Here is a 15,677-nt window from a genome sequence, read left to right as displayed (position 1 = left end):
TTATTTAAATGGTCCTAAAAAATTAGTTTTTAATGTATGGATCAAATCACTGCCTTGTAATATATTTAACTTGATTTCATTACTTCTTTTAAGTACCTGATCTTTTGATAAGCCAATAAAGAACTCATATTCAGAAACAGATTCTGGGTTAATTTTAATTTCGTGATTTCCAATGAGCTGAATGTTTCCGTTATAATTTGCTAATTTGATATCCATTGTTTGAGTGTCCCTGCTTTTGTTTATAAACTTTACAGTGTATAAATTGGTGATCAGTGAATCATTAACCTCCTGATATAATTGTCCGGGAACGCGTTGAACATAGGCATCTATGGTATTTCGGGTTGCAATTAAAACGACCATCGCAAGAATTAAAATACTGAGCAAGGCAGTATATGCTTTCATGCGGTTATTGAATTTAAAACTGGTTTTTCGGGATATTTCATTCTCAGATGCATATCTTATTAATCCTCTTTTAAATCCCACCTTATCCATTACTTCATCGCAGGCATCAATGCATGCGGTACAACCAACGCATTCCATTTGTACTCCATTGCGAATGTCAATGCCTGTTGGACAAACCTGAACACATTTCATACAGTCCACGCAATCTCCTTGGGTTCGTTGTTGATTTTTATGGAGGCGTTCTCTGGGTTCGCCTCTTGTATAATCGTAAGAAATTTGCATGGTGTCTTTGTCAAAAAGCACACTCTGAAGACGTCCGTATGGGCAAACAGTGGTGCAAATAATATCACGGACAAATGCAAACACTCCATAAAATAAGAGCGTAAATACAATTAATCCACTAAGAAGGCCGATGTTTTCTGAAATGGGTTTCAGTATTATTTTATATAACTGATCGATCCCGATGATGTAGGCTAAAAAGGTATTGGCTATAAGAAATGAAAATGCAAGAAAAATAAAATGTTTTAAAGATTTTTTAATCCACCATTCACTCGTCCAGGATTTTGACTGCAGCAGTTTTTGTTGTCCGGGTGAACCTTCAATCAACCATTCAATTTTTCGGAAAACCATTTCCATGAAAATGGTTTGAGGACAAGCCCAACCACAAAATAAACGACCGTAAATAACCGTAAATAAGGCAATAAAAATGATAAATGTGATCATGGCCACCGCAAAAATGAAAAAATCATTAGGCCAAAAAATCTTGCTAAATAAAATAAACTTACCTTCTAGTATATTAAATAATACTAAGGGTTGATTGTGTACCCAAATAAATGGAATTGCAAAAAAGAGAATCAGGTAAACAAACGAACTGTAATTTCTGTAATTATAAAAACGCCCGCTGACCTTACTGGCAAAGATCCACTTTCGGCTACCTTCCTCGTCAACCGAACTGATTCTGTCTCTAAATCCGGATCCTTCCTGAAGATCATCAAGGTTCATCTATTTGGTAGTTTTCGAAGTATCTTGATTAACATCCGTTTTTGCAGGTGTTGCTTCTGTATATAAAGTTCCTTGTGCATCTTTTGCACCGGGAGGATTCGTTCCTTTTAGAGATTTTATATAACTCGTCAATTGTGCAATTTGATTTGGGCCATATTCATCTTTCCAGTTTCGCATGCCTTTATCCATCACACCATATTTTATTACAGTAAAAATTTCTTTCACAGAACCACCATGAATCCAATAGTCATCAGTCAAATTTGGGCCAACCAATCCTTGTCCTTTATCTCCATGACAAACTGCACATGCAGTTTTAAAAATGGTTTTGCCTTCTTCATATTGACCAGCAGGTAATAATTCCACATTATTTTCATCAATCTGATCTCCTTTTTCACTCAAATAAAGTGCTTGTTCTTGTTCTGCAATTTTCATTGCATTTTGATATTCTTTTAATTGGAGCGGTGCAGATTGAGCGATGTGGTATCGATACAAATAAACTGCAGCAAATAAGATGGTTCCAAGAAAGGCAGCAGTAAACCAAGGAGGCGTAATGTTATCCAGTTCGCGAATTCCATCATAATTGTGTCCTGTATCAATATCACCTTCGCTGTCTATTGATTTAAAGGCATTGATACGATCCCACCAACTTGGTTTAGTTTCTGCAGTTCTGGTTTCAAATTTTTCAATGCCCGTATAAAAGCGAATCCATTTTCTAATTAAAATCAGCGCATAGATTTCAATAGCAATTATGATTAACATAAGCCAACCTTGAACGCTTAATAAAAAAGTAAAGCTTTGTGGGTTGCCTGCAACAGGATTGGCTTGTTGAGCTAATGCCTCCTGACTGCTATAGAAAATCATAACAATCCATAATATTGCTTTTAGCGAGTTGTTATTTTTATCTATATAAAAACGAATCGATGAGCGCAACACACCTAAAAGGGCAATAATAACAATTGCTAATGTAAATGAAATAGCAAAAAGCGCCGTGTCCAAATCCAGGTGAAAGCCGTTTCCAGTTGAACTTGGTTGTGTAGCAGCAGCAGTTCCCTGAGCATAAGTAGGTAAAGCGCATCCTATTGATAAAAATAGGAATAAAATGGGTCTAATTATAAAGTGTAATGCTTTCATAAAGTCTTAGTATCAGATTTATCTAATGGCAATTCTTCCATGGTACGAATCATTTCACTGTTTGCTTTAAATGCATAAATGGTAACAGCAATAAAAAAAAGTATGAAGACCAGTAATGAAATCATAGGATAAATTTCAATTCCGGTAATTTTTTCCAAATAATTATTGAATTTCATAATTCTTATCGTTTTGAATTAACACGTGTATCTTTTCCTAATCTTTGCAGGTATGCAATGAGTGCAACAATTTCTTTTTCAGCAGGTATGCCGATTTTATCATCACGCAAGCTATTTGAAATTTGTTCTGCTTGTTTTTTCAAATCCTCATTTGCCGTTGATTCAAATCCTGCCGGATAAGGAACTCCCATTTTGCGCATGGCATGAATTTTAGACGGTGTAGTGGACGTATTTAAGTCGTTTCCAAACAGCCAAACATAGCTTGGCATGTTGGAGCCTGGTGACACCGATTGAGGATCTAACATGTGATTAAAATGCCAACTGTTAGGATATTTACCACCCACCCGTGCGAGATCCGGGCCTGTTCGCTTACTTCCCCATTGAAATGGATGATCATACACAAATTCTCCAGCTTTTGAATAATCCCCATATCGCATCACTTCATATCGGAAGGGTCGAATCATTTGTGAGTGACAATTATAACATCCTTCGCGAATGTAAATATCACGACCTTGCAATTCCAGTGGGGTGTATGGTTTTACACTTGAAATGGTAGGTACATTTGATTTTACTAAAAATGTTGGAACCAATTCAACTAAACCTCCAATACCGACTACGATTAAACTCATGGTTAGTAATAATACGGGTTTGCGTTCGATGACACTGTGCCAGAAAGCAGATTTTGGTGCCTGGTAATTTTTACTTAATGGTGCAGCTTCAATCGATTCAGTTTCGATAAATTTTCCGGATCGAACTGTTTTAATTAAATTGTAAATCATAATGAATACACCTATCAGAAATATGGTTCCACCTACTGCCCGCAATAAATAAAAAGGCATTACAGTTTGCACCACATCCATAAACTGGTATTGCAATTGACCTTCCGGTGTAAATGTTTTCATCATAAAATAAGTCCGGAAAGCAGACCAATACATTGGAATTGCGTAGAGTATAATTCCTAAAGTGCCAATCCAAAAGTGTGTGGATGCTAATTTTTGAGAATACAATTTGACATTATACATTTTTGGAAATAACCAGTACAGCATTCCAAATGTTAAAAATCCATTCCATCCTAAGGCACCTATATGAACGTGTGCAACAGTCCAGTCACTGTAATGTGAAATTGCATTCACATTTTTTAGTGACATCATCGGACCTTCAAATGTCGACATACCATAACAGGTAACCGCAACTACAAAAAATTTCAATACAGGATCTTCACGGACTTTATCCCAGGCTCCCCTTAAAGTGAACAGTCCGTTCAACATTCCACCCCAACTTGGTAAAATCAGCATGATTGAAAAAACGGTTCCCAACGATTGTGCCCAATCAGGTAAAGCAGTATATAAAAGGTGATGCGGACCTGCCCATATATAAATGAATATTAAAGACCAAAAATGCACAATGCTCAAGCGGTATGAATACACCGGACGGTCAGCAGCTTTTGGTAAGAAATAATACATCAAACCCAAATACGGAGTAGTTAAAAAGAATGCAACCGCATTGTGACCATACCACCATTGAACCAAAGCATCCTGAACCCCTGCATACCAGGAGTAAGATTTGAACAAGTTGATTGGGATTTCAATGGAATTGACAATATGCAGCATAGCCACAGTTACCCAGGAGGCAATGAAAAACCAAATCGCAACGTACAAGTGCCGTTCTCTTCTGGTTAAAATGGTAGCAAACATATTGATACCAAAGACCACCCAGATTAGAGTGATTAATATATCAACCGGCCATTCCAATTCTGCATATTCTTTACCCGTTGTGATGCCGCTAACCAAGGTTAAAGCTGCCAATACAATGATGGATTGCCATCCCCAAAAATGAATTTTGCTTAATTTACTGCTCCACATGGACGTTTTCAGTAATCTGGGCAACGCATAATAGATCGCAGTGAAAATACCGTTTCCTACAAATGCAAAAATCACAGCATTGGTATGCAAGGGCCTTAAACGGCCATATGTAGTAAACGATAAATCAAAATTTAGAGCTGGAAATACAAGTTGAAATGCAATCAGGACTCCTACCAACATGCCAACAGCACCCCATAAAATGGTTGCCATTGCAAAAAGTCTTGGCATTTTATTGTCATAGTAAACGGTTTCTAATTGTGCATTCATTCTTCTTTCTTGATTTTTTCTTTTCGTTCAAATAAAATACGATGGGCTGATGCGTATAAATCTTCAAATTGTCCGTCATTTGAACTCCATATAAATGCCAATAGAAAAGCACCGGCAATACAGACACTGACACAAATTAAAATTATTAATACGCTCATAATTTGATGAGCAAAATTAAAAGCAGGTCAAAACCATCCCTTAGACCACGGTCATCCAGTTAAATGATTTTTATCAGTTAGGAAAGCCTGCGATGCCAGGCTAAAAAAGCAGTTATTCCGTAGGAAAGCAGTAAAATTGAAATCGAACTGATAGGCATTAAAATAGCTGCAATGAGTGGGGAAAGGATTCCATTTAGGGCAAAATAACCACCTATTATATTGTAAAGTATGGAATATATAAAGATCAGGTAAATGGTACGTTTTCCATCTCTGACAAAAAGAAGCATATCAGCCAATTTTTGCAAAGAAGACCCATCTAAAATACCATCACTAGCCGGCGTAAAATTATTGCGGTTTTCTGTAACAGCTATCCCTACATCACTTTGTTTCAATGCACCGGAATCATTGAGTCCATCGCCAACCATGAGTATTTTTTCACCCTGTTTTTGTTGATGTTTACTAATGAAATCCAATTTATCAATGGGTTTTAATCCAAAATGCAAGGCATTCTTTTGTTGAAATAAGCCAAGCAATTTTGTTGTTGCTCCGGGTTGGTCTCCCGTTAACATGGATAGTTTGTATTTTGACTTCAACTTGTCAAATAATACATCAAGACCTGATCTGAATTCCTGGGCAATGGAAAAATAACCCAGATAATTTCCATCTTCTTTGATATGGACTGTAGATTGATCTTCATTTTCTGGATCGACTGCTTTTACAAAATCAGCGGAGCCCAAAATCACATGATGTTCCTGAATCCATGCTTCAATTCCTTTTCCTGGGATTTGTTTAAATTCGAGTACCGGAATTGTTTGATTTGCCTGAATATACTGAGCTACAGAATGACTTAAAGGATGTGTAGATTGTTTTGCTAAGGAATAAAAACGAATTTCCTGATCTTGGCTCAATTTTGTTCCACAATACAATACTTTAAGACTTCCATTTTTAGTGAGTGTACCTGTTTTATCAAAAACCAGATGATCAATTTGATTCAATTGATCCAAAACAGAAGGATGCTTTAGGTACAATTTATTTTTGGAAAGAATTCGAAGTAAATTTCCATTTGTAAAACTTGCAGCCAACAATAACGCACAGGGACAAGCAACTATTAATATCGTAGTAACCGCATTCCACATGAGATCCGGTCGATTTTCTGTGTACCAATAGACACCGGCAGCTAAGGCCAAGACAATAACTACCAATGTAAAATATTGTGCAATGAGATCAATTTCCTTATATGTTTTAGCTTTTTCTGTTTTAAAAATTTCATTATTCCAAAGATTGGTCAAATAACTTTGTGAAACAGGTTTAATCACACTTATTTCAATGGCCTCACCGGTTTGACGTGCACCTGCATAAACCCGTTCCCCACAGTTTGGAAAACTTAGTTGACTTTCGCCACTTACAAAACTGTAATCGAGGGAAGCCTTGCCATTCAATAATAAACCATCAACTGGAATAATTTCCTCATTATGGATGAGGATGCGATCATTTTTTTCAATGGCTTCTATGGGTGTAGATATCCATTTGGATTTTTTCATTGCCATTACAGCAATTGGAAAAAATGATTTATAGTTACGGTCGAAGGATAAGGAAGTAAATGATTTATCCTGAATAAATCGACCCAATAACATAAAAAACACAATACCGGAAAAACTATCGAGATATCCATTGCTTAATCCGATTTGCATTTCATAAATACTTCTTGAAAATGTCAAAATTAATGCTAATGCAATCGGGAGGTCAATCGTAATCATTTTAAGCTTCAGTCCATTCCATGCACCGGAAAAAAATTCAGTAGCGCAAAAAAACAAGACAGGTAACGAAAGAATAAAAATAAACAATCGGAAAAGTATTGCGAGATCTTGTTCGACCAATTCCCCACCATTAAAATACTCAGGTAGTGAAAACATCATAATGTTGGCAAAGCAAAATCCAGCGATTCCAATTTTTAGCACCCGGTTTCTTTTTGGAAGTTGAAGTCCCAATTTAAGATCCTGGATTTCTAGTTTTGGTTCATAGCCAATGGAAGTCAGCAGTTCGACCAGCTGACGCAAACTAATTTTTTTGGCGTCAAAGACTAAAAACAATTCTTTAGTGGAAAAATTAACCCGATTGCTAATGATCCCCTCATTGAGTTTAAATAAATTTTCCAACAACCAGATGCACGAACTGCAATGCATTTGGGGAATGTAAAATTGGACCCTGCATTGGTCCTTTTCTTTGAAGCTTATGAATTCATCCCAGTATTCTGGTCGATCCAAAAAGGCATACCGCTCAGCCCATTGCGAATTATTTTGCTTAATTCCCGGTTGGGAATTGTAAGCATAATAGTCACAAAGTTGATTATTATTTAAAACCTGAAAAACCGTTTTGCATCCCTCGCAACAAAAATAATGGTTATCTATTTCAATAGATTGATTTGGGCATTCACTTCCGCAGTGATAGCAAAGGGTTTGGATTTGTGTATTGTTTTCCAGAATAAAGCGATTCGTTTGCAAAAGTCGATACGGAACCTATATTCCGATTTGATATTGCTCATTGGATAAAGTGACTTTAGTCAATGACATGAAAGTCAAATTTTTTTATAAGTCTTAATTAAACTGAGTACTAAATTTAGAACGCAATCTGCCGGTCTGAATTTTTTAATTTCATGAGATACCCATAAAATAATGCAAACGAAAATCCTGCCAGCAATGCTGCTAAAGTAGGTTGTAAACCGGCAAGCCAATCATACACTCCGTGTAAAATGGAAGCCGTAGCAAATCCAATGACAATCAGTGCACCCTTTTTTTCTTTGCGGATAATAGCTGTAGTAATAAAGTAGCCCACAATGCCAGAAAATACTGCATGGCAAAAAACCAATGACAGTGATCGCAACATAACCAGGACCATGGCATTTTGAACTCCCGAAACCAGGCCTTCAACTCCGTAATTTATTGTTTTGGTGTATGCGGATCCAATGGCTGTTTCACCGTAATGTAAATTTTCAAAAGCTGCAAATCCCAACCCACTAAATACCCCTATTGTAACCAGAGAAAGTATGTTCAAATCTTTGCGAAACCATTTTATGGCTATATAGATTGGTAATGCTTTGATTAATTCTTCACAAATCCCAACCTGAACAATATACCCTAACAGCGAAACAATTAAATTGGAATTGTCAGCTAGATTTAAATAAAATTCTGGAAGGAATCGGTAGATAAAAAGCAATAACCAAATTCCAATAATGCCCGTAAAAAACAAGGCAGGAACTGCCAGACGTTTTGTTCCGGAATCATTCAAAATAAATTTTTTAAAGATCACACCCCATACAAAAGCAAAAAATAAGGCAAACATGGTCAGTTGGGTGGAGACTTGATTGACAGTAATTATCAACAAAGGAATAATTCCTAAAAAGCTTACTGCCCAAAAGATAAAATCTTTAAGTAACAAATTGATATTGCTGTGATCTATCGGGATAATTTCCTGTTTTAATGGAATTTGTTGTAGATCCCTTAAGATAGTTTGAGCTTGTTTCGAACTCTTTTCAATGATGTTTTGGAATGACTCATTGATGGTTTGAATTTTTTCTGCATCAGTTTCCGAATCTGTAGCATGATCTTGGGATTCAATAATCGGAATGATTAAGGAGAGTCCGCAAGATGAACAAAATCGTTGTGAACCAGAAGCTGCTTGTTCAAACGTTAGAATGCTTTTGCATTGTGGACAGCTTATCTTTATCATAAGCGAGGTTTATTTTTTATCCAGATCTGATTTTGGGCACGACAATCCCCAAATATAAATCATTTTATCTGTTTTTTTGAATTCTACGGTTTTAGCATCAATGATTCGAACTGATTTAACCTCTGTAAGTGATGGGTCAAACAGCGCCTTGATATCCGGTAAACCGTTTTTATCAAGGTGAAAATTCAACTGGATCCGATCTTTGCGTTCGGACCAACTCCCTTTAAATTTGTAACGTTTCTCCGGTCGTTCGCTCAGATCTTTGAAGTATAATTCGAATTTCTGATTTTTACGAAGAACTAATTCAATTTGAGCTACGTCATTTGCAGTAGTTTCATAAATCGCTTTCTTAGGCGAGCTGCATGCGCATATTAAAAAAATGAACAATATCGCAGTGAAAGCTTTATAATTCCATATTTTATAGTTCATAACCAACGTCGGACTTGTTTACAATAATTAGCATAGTCCTGGCCAAATTCTCGAACCAGGCGAGGCTCTTCCACAAAGATGATAAATATATTAAACAAGATAAAGACTGCTAAAGTATAATTTAATAACTGTTGATTTTGAAATAGTAAGCATTCACTTAGGAGAATCAGCATTACGCCCACATACATGGGATTACGGGAATATTTATACAATCCAGTTTGAACCAGGTTTTTTGTTGGGTCTAATGGCGAAAGCGTGCCATGCCCTATGGTTGCAAATAAATAGATAGCATAGCATAAAATGCTTGCTCCAACAAGCATGCATCCACAAGTTATTATAAGAATATAACTGGGTGTTTTTGAAAATAGTTCTGGTATATTATTTAGGATCAACCAGGGAATTCCAATACAAACCACACCAGGTTGTAAAATTGTAAAGATCAGATTTCTAAAAAACAGGGACCCCATTGGATTTTCAGGAATTCCGTTCGATTGGATAAAATTCTTCAAGAACATCCAGGATGGTTCGAAAAGCTACAAATTTATTTGCATAGCGATCGATGTGCTCCTTTTGAAGTGCTGGAGCATAGTGTATCATGTATTGATTTAGTAAATCGGAGTTTAACAATTCGTATTGAATGATATAAGTGATTCCGTCTTGTTCCTGAATGTCCAATTTTGACATTCTGGATTTAATAAAACAGCCAGTAGCTAACACTTTTGGAATGTGATGGGTTCGCATCCAATTTATCCAATCAGATTGAATCTCTGGATTAATTTTAACAGATACATTGTAAATGATCATGGTTAATTTTAAAATTAAAAGCCAAAACTTAAATTAATTCCGAAACTGCTTCGTTTATTTTCTCCTGAAAACAGGATAAAGCTATTATCTGATTGCTTTAAATATAGCCGATAGGGGGTATTGTCATAAAGCATGTTGTAATAGATGCCGATTTCAAAATTATCTTCAATTGCTATCGTAAATGAACTTTGGAAATCGATAAAATAATCGGTGCGTATATCTGATAATGCCCCCTCACTTACTTTGTCTTTAATTCGATCCAATGGAATTTTTAGAAATGGATAAATTTTTAATTTGTATTTGTCTTTTGGTTTCCAGACGATGCCTGGACGTATTTCTCCATAGGGTCGATTGGTTGGTTTAAAAGGAAAACTCATGGTAGTATCCTTGCCATTAAAATTGATGGTGTTACTTATAGTTGATTTTTCCAGTTCATAATAAGCACCAACTAATAACGACAAGCGCAATTGGCTGTATTGCTTACGATTTGAAATCAAAAACCGATAGCGGCCGGACATCAAAGTTTCAATTTCTGATGCACTTAGTTGTAATACATTATTAATGGGTGCACAATTGGTAAGGCATCGGATTAAATCATTGCCGTGCATTTCGTAAGTAGGTTTCCGATTCATTTCCTCTTGATTTGCACGTCCTTTTTTGGTCATGGCTTTTGAATAGAAGCTGAATATGAAACCGGCACCCAGATTATACGCTTGATCCAATCCGAGATAACTGTCACTGCTTCGTTTCAGAATTACATAGTTTTCAAGCCAAAGTCCGTTGATATCCTGTACTTTTTCAATTTTGGACATGTACTTATTGAGTAGGTATTGTTTGTTTTCTTCTTCAGTGGAGTTGGTGGTTTTTTCGTGTTCCAGTTCATTTATTTTGGCTTCATATTTTTTTTGTTTTGAAAATGCACTGGGTGTATAAGGGTGAAAATCGAACGAGATATCCAGGTCAGAAAAGTTTTCCTGAAAGTCACCATCTTTTAAAAGGGATTGCACATTGGCGGAAAAATCCAACTCGTAGGGATATACTCCCTGGTCGATACTTACACCGGCGCCTACTTTAAAGAGATTATTTTTTGAAGTCTGATTCCCCGCAAAATTAAATCCTCCTTTACCATTCAGGCGATGTTCGCTATCGATGTATTCATATAGGAAGTCCAACAGCTGGTTGGTTTCTTTCAGCAATTCAAAATTTTTATAGCTGGTAGAATCTTCTGCTTTTAATATAAATGCATTGCGAGATTTATTTTGAATGGATTTGTAAACACTGATAAATTCTCCATCGGTAACTTGAGAATTCAGTAAGTAGGGAACTAATAAAATAACGCCAAGCAGTAATTTCATAGGTTGATGTTTGTAGGTTTCCAGAATCTTGAGGCAGTTCATACATTACCCTGCAAAGATTCTGCCAGAATTGCCTGATGGTAAGGGGTTTAAGCATGGATCGGTTGAGATTTAATAACATGGACCTAAAGTCCATTTAAACAACCGTAATTGGAATCTAAAATTGAATTTAATACGAGGTACTTGTGAATTTTAATTTGCCATTAAATGTATAAGTTATGGATTTTCTGTAAGTTACATAAATGAAATTATGCTTGTAACTATTTTCTTAGGTTTTATAAGTTGATGGCAAGTTGTAATTTTTGATTGTATTTTCTTTAATATAAGCTGGCAGAGTATAAAGCTTAAGTTGTATCTCAGTTTAAGATATACCCATTAGATTCCCCTTGCATTTAGATCTAAAAGCTTATTTGATAGTTTAGTCAATTTGAAAGTATGCTATTTTAATACGCACAACACGTCCTATTGAGACAATTAAATGGATTGGTGGATTTTTAGAATGATTCCTTCAAGTATAGAATCTATCGAGTCTCATGCTGGTTATAAAATAAATCTTTGCCACGAATGAAGAAGTGAGAAGAAATGCCACGAATGCACGAATGGAAGACGAATGGAGGAAATGCCACGAATGCACGAATGGAAGACGAATGGAAGAAATGCCACGAATGCACGAATGGAAGACGAATGGAGGAAATGCCACGAATACACGAATGAATACACGAATGAATACACGAAAAAATGCCACTAATTAAAGACAAATAATATATTTCATTAGTCCCTTAATTCGTGCATTCGTGGCAATAATTCATATTTCAATTAGTCCTTAATTCGTGCATTCGTGGCAATAATTTATATTTCAATTAGTCCTTAATTCGTGCATTCGTGGCAATAATTCATATTTCAATTCGTCCTTAATTCGTGCATTCGTGGCAATAATTTATATTTCAATTAGTCCTCAATTCGTGCATTCGTGGCTATAAAAACTTATAATTATACCTACAAAGCATATTAAACTTTTCGCTAACTTCGCAGTCTTACATAAAAATCAATCATATGAAAAAAACAACATTATATCTAAGCTTATTTTTAAGTGCTATGAGCATTAGTACTTTGAGTAAGGCTCAAGAGATGTCCGATTCTACAGGATTGCCGGGTGACAATTTTAGTTTGGAAGGCGCTTTAAATTTATTTAAAATGGCCAGTTCACCGGAGGATTTTGAAAAATTATTGAATACGGAAAGCAATCATGTCAACAATTTGGATTTAAATGAAGACGGGGACATTGATTACATTCGGGTGATAAGCAAAATGGATCAAGATGCGCATGCATTTATTTTGCAGGTGCCAATTTCTGAAACGGAGAGTCAAGATATTGCCGTGATTGAATTGGAGAAAGATGGTAAAGAATCTGCTGTAATACAAATTATTGGAGATGAGGATATTTTCGGAATCCAGCAAATAGTTGAACCTTCAGATGGGACTGACCAGAAAGATGATGTAAAAATGGAACCCAGAACCAAAAGCGGACCTTCTGCCATAAATTTTGAAGAAGAGGATGCCATTGTGATTAATGTTTGGCCTTGGCCATGTGTACGTTTTGTTTATGCTCCTGCATACAGACCCTGGGTTTCTCCCTGGAGATGGCGCGTGTATCCAAGTTACTGGCGTCCCTGGAGGCCTTTAGGCTGGAGGGTCTTTCACCCATTTAGAGCAAGATACCGACCTGGATTTGCAGTTGTTCATACGCATCGGGTGGTCCATGCCCATCGCGTTTATACTCCGGTAAGAACTACATCAGTAACAGTCAATAGACGTCATGGAGCTCATGTTAAATCCTATCGGGTTACTCGTACCAAAACTACTGTGACAGGTCCAAGAGGCAAAACCAAGACTACACGAACTACTACACGGGTTAAACGCAGATAATATGATTCAGAGCCCGGTTTAAGGCTCTATGACATAAAAAAATCACCCCGTTCTGAATATTTTCAGGCGGGGTGATCTTTTTAAATCAATTTCGCTAAGTTTAATAGCGAAATTTATTTTAAAGATTTTACATAGTCTATCATTCCTTGAAAATCTACAACAACCACAGCTTGTTTTCCAACAACCCAAGCATCGTGTCCCATAGGTAAATACGATACGTCACCTGGTTTACAATCAAATGTAGTACCGTCATCCATTTTGATGCGCAGAGTACCTGCAATGTGATATTGAAAATGAGGAGCTTCACAACTTTCAGTCTTTGCCAAAGGTTTTACTGATTTAGACCATCTCCAGCCAGGTTGAAAAACAGCGCGACCAATGGTTGCACCACCAACTTGTACCAGGTCAACTTTTCCTAATGGAAAACTTCGAACGTCTGTTGGTTTTGAGAAATTTACTTTTTCAGCTTTTGCGTGACTGGTAGTTTCTGTTGGCGCTTGAGCATAAGTCTCTGTATAAATAAAACCCATACACGCCAAAATGAATAAAAATAATTTGATTTGCATAATAAATTGATTTAAAAAATTAATAAAAAAATTGATAATGCAAATGTAAATGCGCTATGAAGCAAGCTTTGTGTACAAAACACACCTTATCATGTAAAAATCAGAGAATCTGACGCAATGCCAGCGGACTCAGCCCGGTTTGTTGCTTTATAAAGTGGCTAAAATGGGATTGGTCCTCAAATTGTAATGCATAAGCGATTTCCGATACCGATTTATCGGTGGATCCTAATTGCACCTTGGCCTCTAATAAAAGCATGTCATTTATAAAAGCACGCGGCGTTTTACCAAAAGTTTGTTTAACTACATCGCATAAATATTTTGGACTGATGGCAAGTTGCGAAGCATAAGCTTGAACGGATCGGTTGTTGATAAATTCCTTTTCTACCAAATGTTTAAATTTATTGGCAAGACGGGAAGCTCTGCTGCTTTGTTCATTTAATTTGTGAATATAGGGTCGGTATATTTCACGAATTCGATGGAGTAAGATTAATAAAAAATTGCGAAGTATAAAATCTTTTTCATAGGAAAAGGATTGGTATTCGCGAATGATATCCTGAAATGCCTGTTGAATACTTTTAGTATCCGCATCATTTAAATTAATTATATGTTCGGCATCAAAATGAAAGTATGGAAATTCTTCTGTCAGTGGCCCATTCAATAAATTTTGAATGAATTCTGTTTTAAAATGCAAGCAATACCCTTTACAATTTCGAATAAATTTGGAGGCATAAACCATGTTTTCCGGAACGATCACCAGATCATTTGGTTTAAGCCATCGATAGTCCGCCCCTAATAATACATCATGTTCTCCTTCGGTTAGAATGTAGATTAAATTAAATTGTCTTCTAAGCGCACGAATCCCTTTGGTTGCATCGACATCTTTGTGCTTATCTTCAAGAGTTCCAGGCAAAAGCATCATATTAATATCATAGGCCTGTTGGTCCCTGTTAACCAATTTTTCAAAAGAGGCAAGATCCTTTATTAATAGGACGTCTTTTTTTTCCATTCAGAATGCGATTAGCAATTTAAATGTATGAATTTATAAATCAGAGTGTTTTAATTTAAAATTAAGATTCTTGAACCGAATCCTTACTTGTTAAGATGCATTTTTTTAGATGTTTTTTTGTCAAACAGGCCCGATTCAGATTTTTTGGTTGGCATCCCTTTCTTATTCGTTTTAACCTGCGCATCTTCAGATGGACAACCACTTCCCCGGTGGCAAGCAGTAAAAATGACAAAAATGAGCAATGCCATTAAGCCTATTCTTGTACGGATTTGTGTTAAAAAGTACTCCATTTTACGGGCTTTTATATCGAATTTTAGTGTAGAGTTGCTTATTTTACAGGCATTTACAACGACAACTGCGCCGGGATGCCTGAATTTAAAGCTCTTGAAACATAAAATATTTTTATATATGTATTGTATAAACAAAAAATGTAATATATATTTGTGTCGTAAAATTAACCATTAAAACTTTAAAACAATGAATAAATCTGATTTGATCAGTGCGATCGCAAAAGAAGCAGAAGTTACTAAAGCACAGGCAGGTACCGCTTTAGATACAGTTCTTACTTCTATCGAAAAAAGTTTGAAAAAAGCTGAAAGTGTAATTTTGGTAGGTTTTGGTACATTCTCTACTGCAGAGCGTAAAGCAAGAACCGGAAGAAATCCTGCTACCGGTAAACCAATCAAAATACCTAAGAGAAGAGTTGTTCGCTTTAAAGCGGGCAAAGGCCTTTCTGATGCTGTAAAGAAGTAATTCATTCTCACTTGAATTATGAAAGCCCGGTAGTATTAACTTCCGGGTTTTTTTTTGCCATTTTTAAAGGAATTGGTTTTATATATTTACAAAACTGTGAAGGATCTTAGAATT

General features: G+C 36.1%; 17 protein-coding genes. 3 read left to right on the top strand and 14 right to left on the bottom strand.

What is annotated here, in order from left to right:
- The 11 genes from ccoG to IPJ80_04500 all read right to left on the bottom strand — a co-directional run bounded on the left by ccoG (position 1) and on the right by IPJ80_04500 (position 11,312).
- On the bottom strand, positions 1–1,404 hold the full coding sequence (gene ccoG, locus IPJ80_04550) for a cytochrome c oxidase accessory protein CcoG (protein ID MBK7912749.1): 1,404 nt from the start codon (positions 1,402–1,404) through the stop codon (positions 1–3).
- Positions 1,405–2,535: a c-type cytochrome gene (locus IPJ80_04545; GenBank protein ID MBK7912748.1), complete on the bottom strand. Its 1,131-nt coding sequence runs from the start codon at positions 2,533–2,535 to the stop codon at positions 1,405–1,407.
- Positions 2,532–2,711: a CcoQ/FixQ family Cbb3-type cytochrome c oxidase assembly chaperone gene (locus IPJ80_04540; GenBank protein MBK7912747.1), complete on the bottom strand. Its 180-nt coding sequence runs from the start codon at positions 2,709–2,711 to the stop codon at positions 2,532–2,534. Before IPJ80_04540 ends, IPJ80_04545 begins: the two co-directional genes overlap by 4 nt.
- 5 nt (positions 2,712–2,716) lie before the next feature.
- Positions 2,717–4,840: a cytochrome-c oxidase, cbb3-type subunit I gene (ccoN, locus tag IPJ80_04535; GenBank protein MBK7912746.1), complete on the bottom strand. Its 2,124-nt coding sequence runs from the start codon at positions 4,838–4,840 to the stop codon at positions 2,717–2,719.
- Positions 4,837–4,998, bottom strand: coding sequence for a cbb3-type cytochrome oxidase assembly protein CcoS (gene ccoS, locus IPJ80_04530; GenBank protein MBK7912745.1), 162 nt, complete (start codon positions 4,996–4,998; stop codon positions 4,837–4,839). Before ccoS ends, ccoN begins: the two co-directional genes overlap by 4 nt.
- A gap of 77 nt (positions 4,999–5,075) precedes the next feature.
- Positions 5,076–7,499 carry a heavy metal translocating P-type ATPase metal-binding domain-containing protein gene (locus tag IPJ80_04525; protein ID MBK7912744.1) on the bottom strand — a complete coding sequence of 808 codons (2,424 nt, stop codon included), beginning with the start codon at positions 7,497–7,499 and terminating at the stop codon, positions 5,076–5,078.
- Between the two features lie 115 nt (positions 7,500–7,614).
- Positions 7,615–8,724: a PrsW family intramembrane metalloprotease gene (locus tag IPJ80_04520; GenBank protein MBK7912743.1), complete on the bottom strand. Its 1,110-nt coding sequence runs from the start codon at positions 8,722–8,724 to the stop codon at positions 7,615–7,617.
- Positions 8,725–8,733: 9 nt separating this feature from the next.
- Entirely contained in the window at positions 8,734–9,153 is a 420-nt protein-coding gene (locus IPJ80_04515; GenBank protein ID MBK7912742.1) for a hypothetical protein, read from the bottom strand.
- Positions 9,150–9,668 (bottom strand): isoprenylcysteine carboxylmethyltransferase family protein, encoded by a 519-nt coding sequence (locus IPJ80_04510; GenBank protein ID MBK7912741.1) that lies wholly within the window; start codon positions 9,666–9,668, stop codon positions 9,150–9,152. The genes IPJ80_04515 and IPJ80_04510 overlap by 4 nt, the downstream gene beginning before the upstream one ends.
- Positions 9,628–9,957, bottom strand: coding sequence for a DUF4286 family protein (locus tag IPJ80_04505; GenBank protein MBK7912740.1), 330 nt, complete (start codon positions 9,955–9,957; stop codon positions 9,628–9,630). Before IPJ80_04505 ends, IPJ80_04510 begins: the two co-directional genes overlap by 41 nt.
- Positions 9,958–9,971: 14 nt before the next feature.
- Positions 9,972–11,312 (bottom strand): hypothetical protein, encoded by a 1,341-nt coding sequence (locus IPJ80_04500; protein MBK7912739.1) that lies wholly within the window; start codon positions 11,310–11,312, stop codon positions 9,972–9,974.
- Positions 11,313–11,884: 572 nt separating this feature from the next.
- Between IPJ80_04500 and IPJ80_04495 the strand changes: the two genes are divergently transcribed.
- Both IPJ80_04495 and IPJ80_04490 read left to right on the top strand, forming a co-directional pair.
- A complete protein-coding gene (locus IPJ80_04495; protein MBK7912738.1) occupies positions 11,885–12,064 on the top strand; it encodes a hypothetical protein in 180 nt (59 codons plus the stop codon).
- 301 nt (positions 12,065–12,365) lie between these two features.
- Positions 12,366–13,238, top strand: coding sequence for a hypothetical protein (locus IPJ80_04490; GenBank protein ID MBK7912737.1), 873 nt, complete (start codon positions 12,366–12,368; stop codon positions 13,236–13,238).
- Between the two features lie 113 nt (positions 13,239–13,351).
- Here the strand turns inward: IPJ80_04490 and IPJ80_04485 are convergent, their stop codons facing one another.
- The 3 genes from IPJ80_04485 to IPJ80_04475 form a co-directional block, all read right to left on the bottom strand.
- Positions 13,352–13,768 (bottom strand): cupin domain-containing protein, encoded by a 417-nt coding sequence (locus tag IPJ80_04485; GenBank protein MBK7912736.1) that lies wholly within the window; start codon positions 13,766–13,768, stop codon positions 13,352–13,354.
- A gap of 136 nt (positions 13,769–13,904) precedes the next feature.
- A complete protein-coding gene (locus IPJ80_04480; GenBank protein ID MBK7912735.1) occupies positions 13,905–14,810 on the bottom strand; it encodes an AraC family transcriptional regulator in 906 nt (301 codons plus the stop codon).
- 83 nt (positions 14,811–14,893) lie between these two features.
- Positions 14,894–15,100: a hypothetical protein gene (locus tag IPJ80_04475; GenBank protein ID MBK7912734.1), complete on the bottom strand. Its 207-nt coding sequence runs from the start codon at positions 15,098–15,100 to the stop codon at positions 14,894–14,896.
- Between the two features lie 187 nt (positions 15,101–15,287).
- On the opposite strand from IPJ80_04475, the gene IPJ80_04470 reads away from it, so the two are divergent.
- Positions 15,288–15,563: an HU family DNA-binding protein gene (locus IPJ80_04470; GenBank protein MBK7912733.1), complete on the top strand. Its 276-nt coding sequence runs from the start codon at positions 15,288–15,290 to the stop codon at positions 15,561–15,563.
- The last annotated feature ends 114 nt before the right edge of the window (positions 15,564–15,677 follow it).

The sequence above is a fragment of the Saprospiraceae bacterium genome, from assembly GCA_016714025.1.
Taxonomy (GTDB): domain Bacteria; phylum Bacteroidota; class Bacteroidia; order Chitinophagales; family Saprospiraceae; genus Vicinibacter.
The sequence above is the reverse complement of the archived record's forward strand: the minus strand, read 5'-3'. Positions and strand labels throughout refer to the sequence as shown.

Bases quoted from the DNA above. Each gene is read 5' to 3' on its own strand.
- ccoG (MBK7912749.1), bottom strand. From the start codon at position 1,404: ATGAACCTTGATGATCTTCAGGAAGGATCCGGATTTAGAGACAGAATC.
- IPJ80_04545 (MBK7912748.1), bottom strand. From the start codon at position 2,535: ATGAAAGCATTACACTTTATAATTAGACCCATTTTATTCCTATTTTTA.
- IPJ80_04540 (MBK7912747.1), bottom strand. From the start codon at position 2,711: ATGAAATTCAATAATTATTTGGAAAAAATTACCGGAATTGAAATTTAT.
- ccoN (MBK7912746.1), bottom strand. From the start codon at position 4,840: ATGAATGCACAATTAGAAACCGTTTACTATGACAATAAAATGCCAAGA.
- ccoS (MBK7912745.1), bottom strand. From the start codon at position 4,998: ATGAGCGTATTAATAATTTTAATTTGTGTCAGTGTCTGTATTGCCGGT.
- IPJ80_04520 (MBK7912743.1), bottom strand. From the start codon at position 8,724: ATGATAAAGATAAGCTGTCCACAATGCAAAAGCATTCTAACGTTTGAA.
- IPJ80_04515 (MBK7912742.1), bottom strand. From the start codon at position 9,153: ATGAACTATAAAATATGGAATTATAAAGCTTTCACTGCGATATTGTTC.
- IPJ80_04510 (MBK7912741.1), bottom strand. From the start codon at position 9,668: ATGTTCTTGAAGAATTTTATCCAATCGAACGGAATTCCTGAAAATCCA.
- IPJ80_04505 (MBK7912740.1), bottom strand. From the start codon at position 9,957: ATGATCATTTACAATGTATCTGTTAAAATTAATCCAGAGATTCAATCT.
- IPJ80_04500 (MBK7912739.1), bottom strand. From the start codon at position 11,312: ATGAAATTACTGCTTGGCGTTATTTTATTAGTTCCCTACTTACTGAAT.
- IPJ80_04490 (MBK7912737.1), top strand. From the start codon at position 12,366: ATGAAAAAAACAACATTATATCTAAGCTTATTTTTAAGTGCTATGAGC.
- IPJ80_04485 (MBK7912736.1), bottom strand. From the start codon at position 13,768: ATGGGTTTTATTTATACAGAGACTTATGCTCAAGCGCCAACAGAAACT.
- IPJ80_04480 (MBK7912735.1), bottom strand. From the start codon at position 14,810: ATGGAAAAAAAAGACGTCCTATTAATAAAGGATCTTGCCTCTTTTGAA.
- IPJ80_04475 (MBK7912734.1), bottom strand. From the start codon at position 15,100: ATGGAGTACTTTTTAACACAAATCCGTACAAGAATAGGCTTAATGGCA.
- IPJ80_04470 (MBK7912733.1), top strand. From the start codon at position 15,288: ATGAATAAATCTGATTTGATCAGTGCGATCGCAAAAGAAGCAGAAGTT.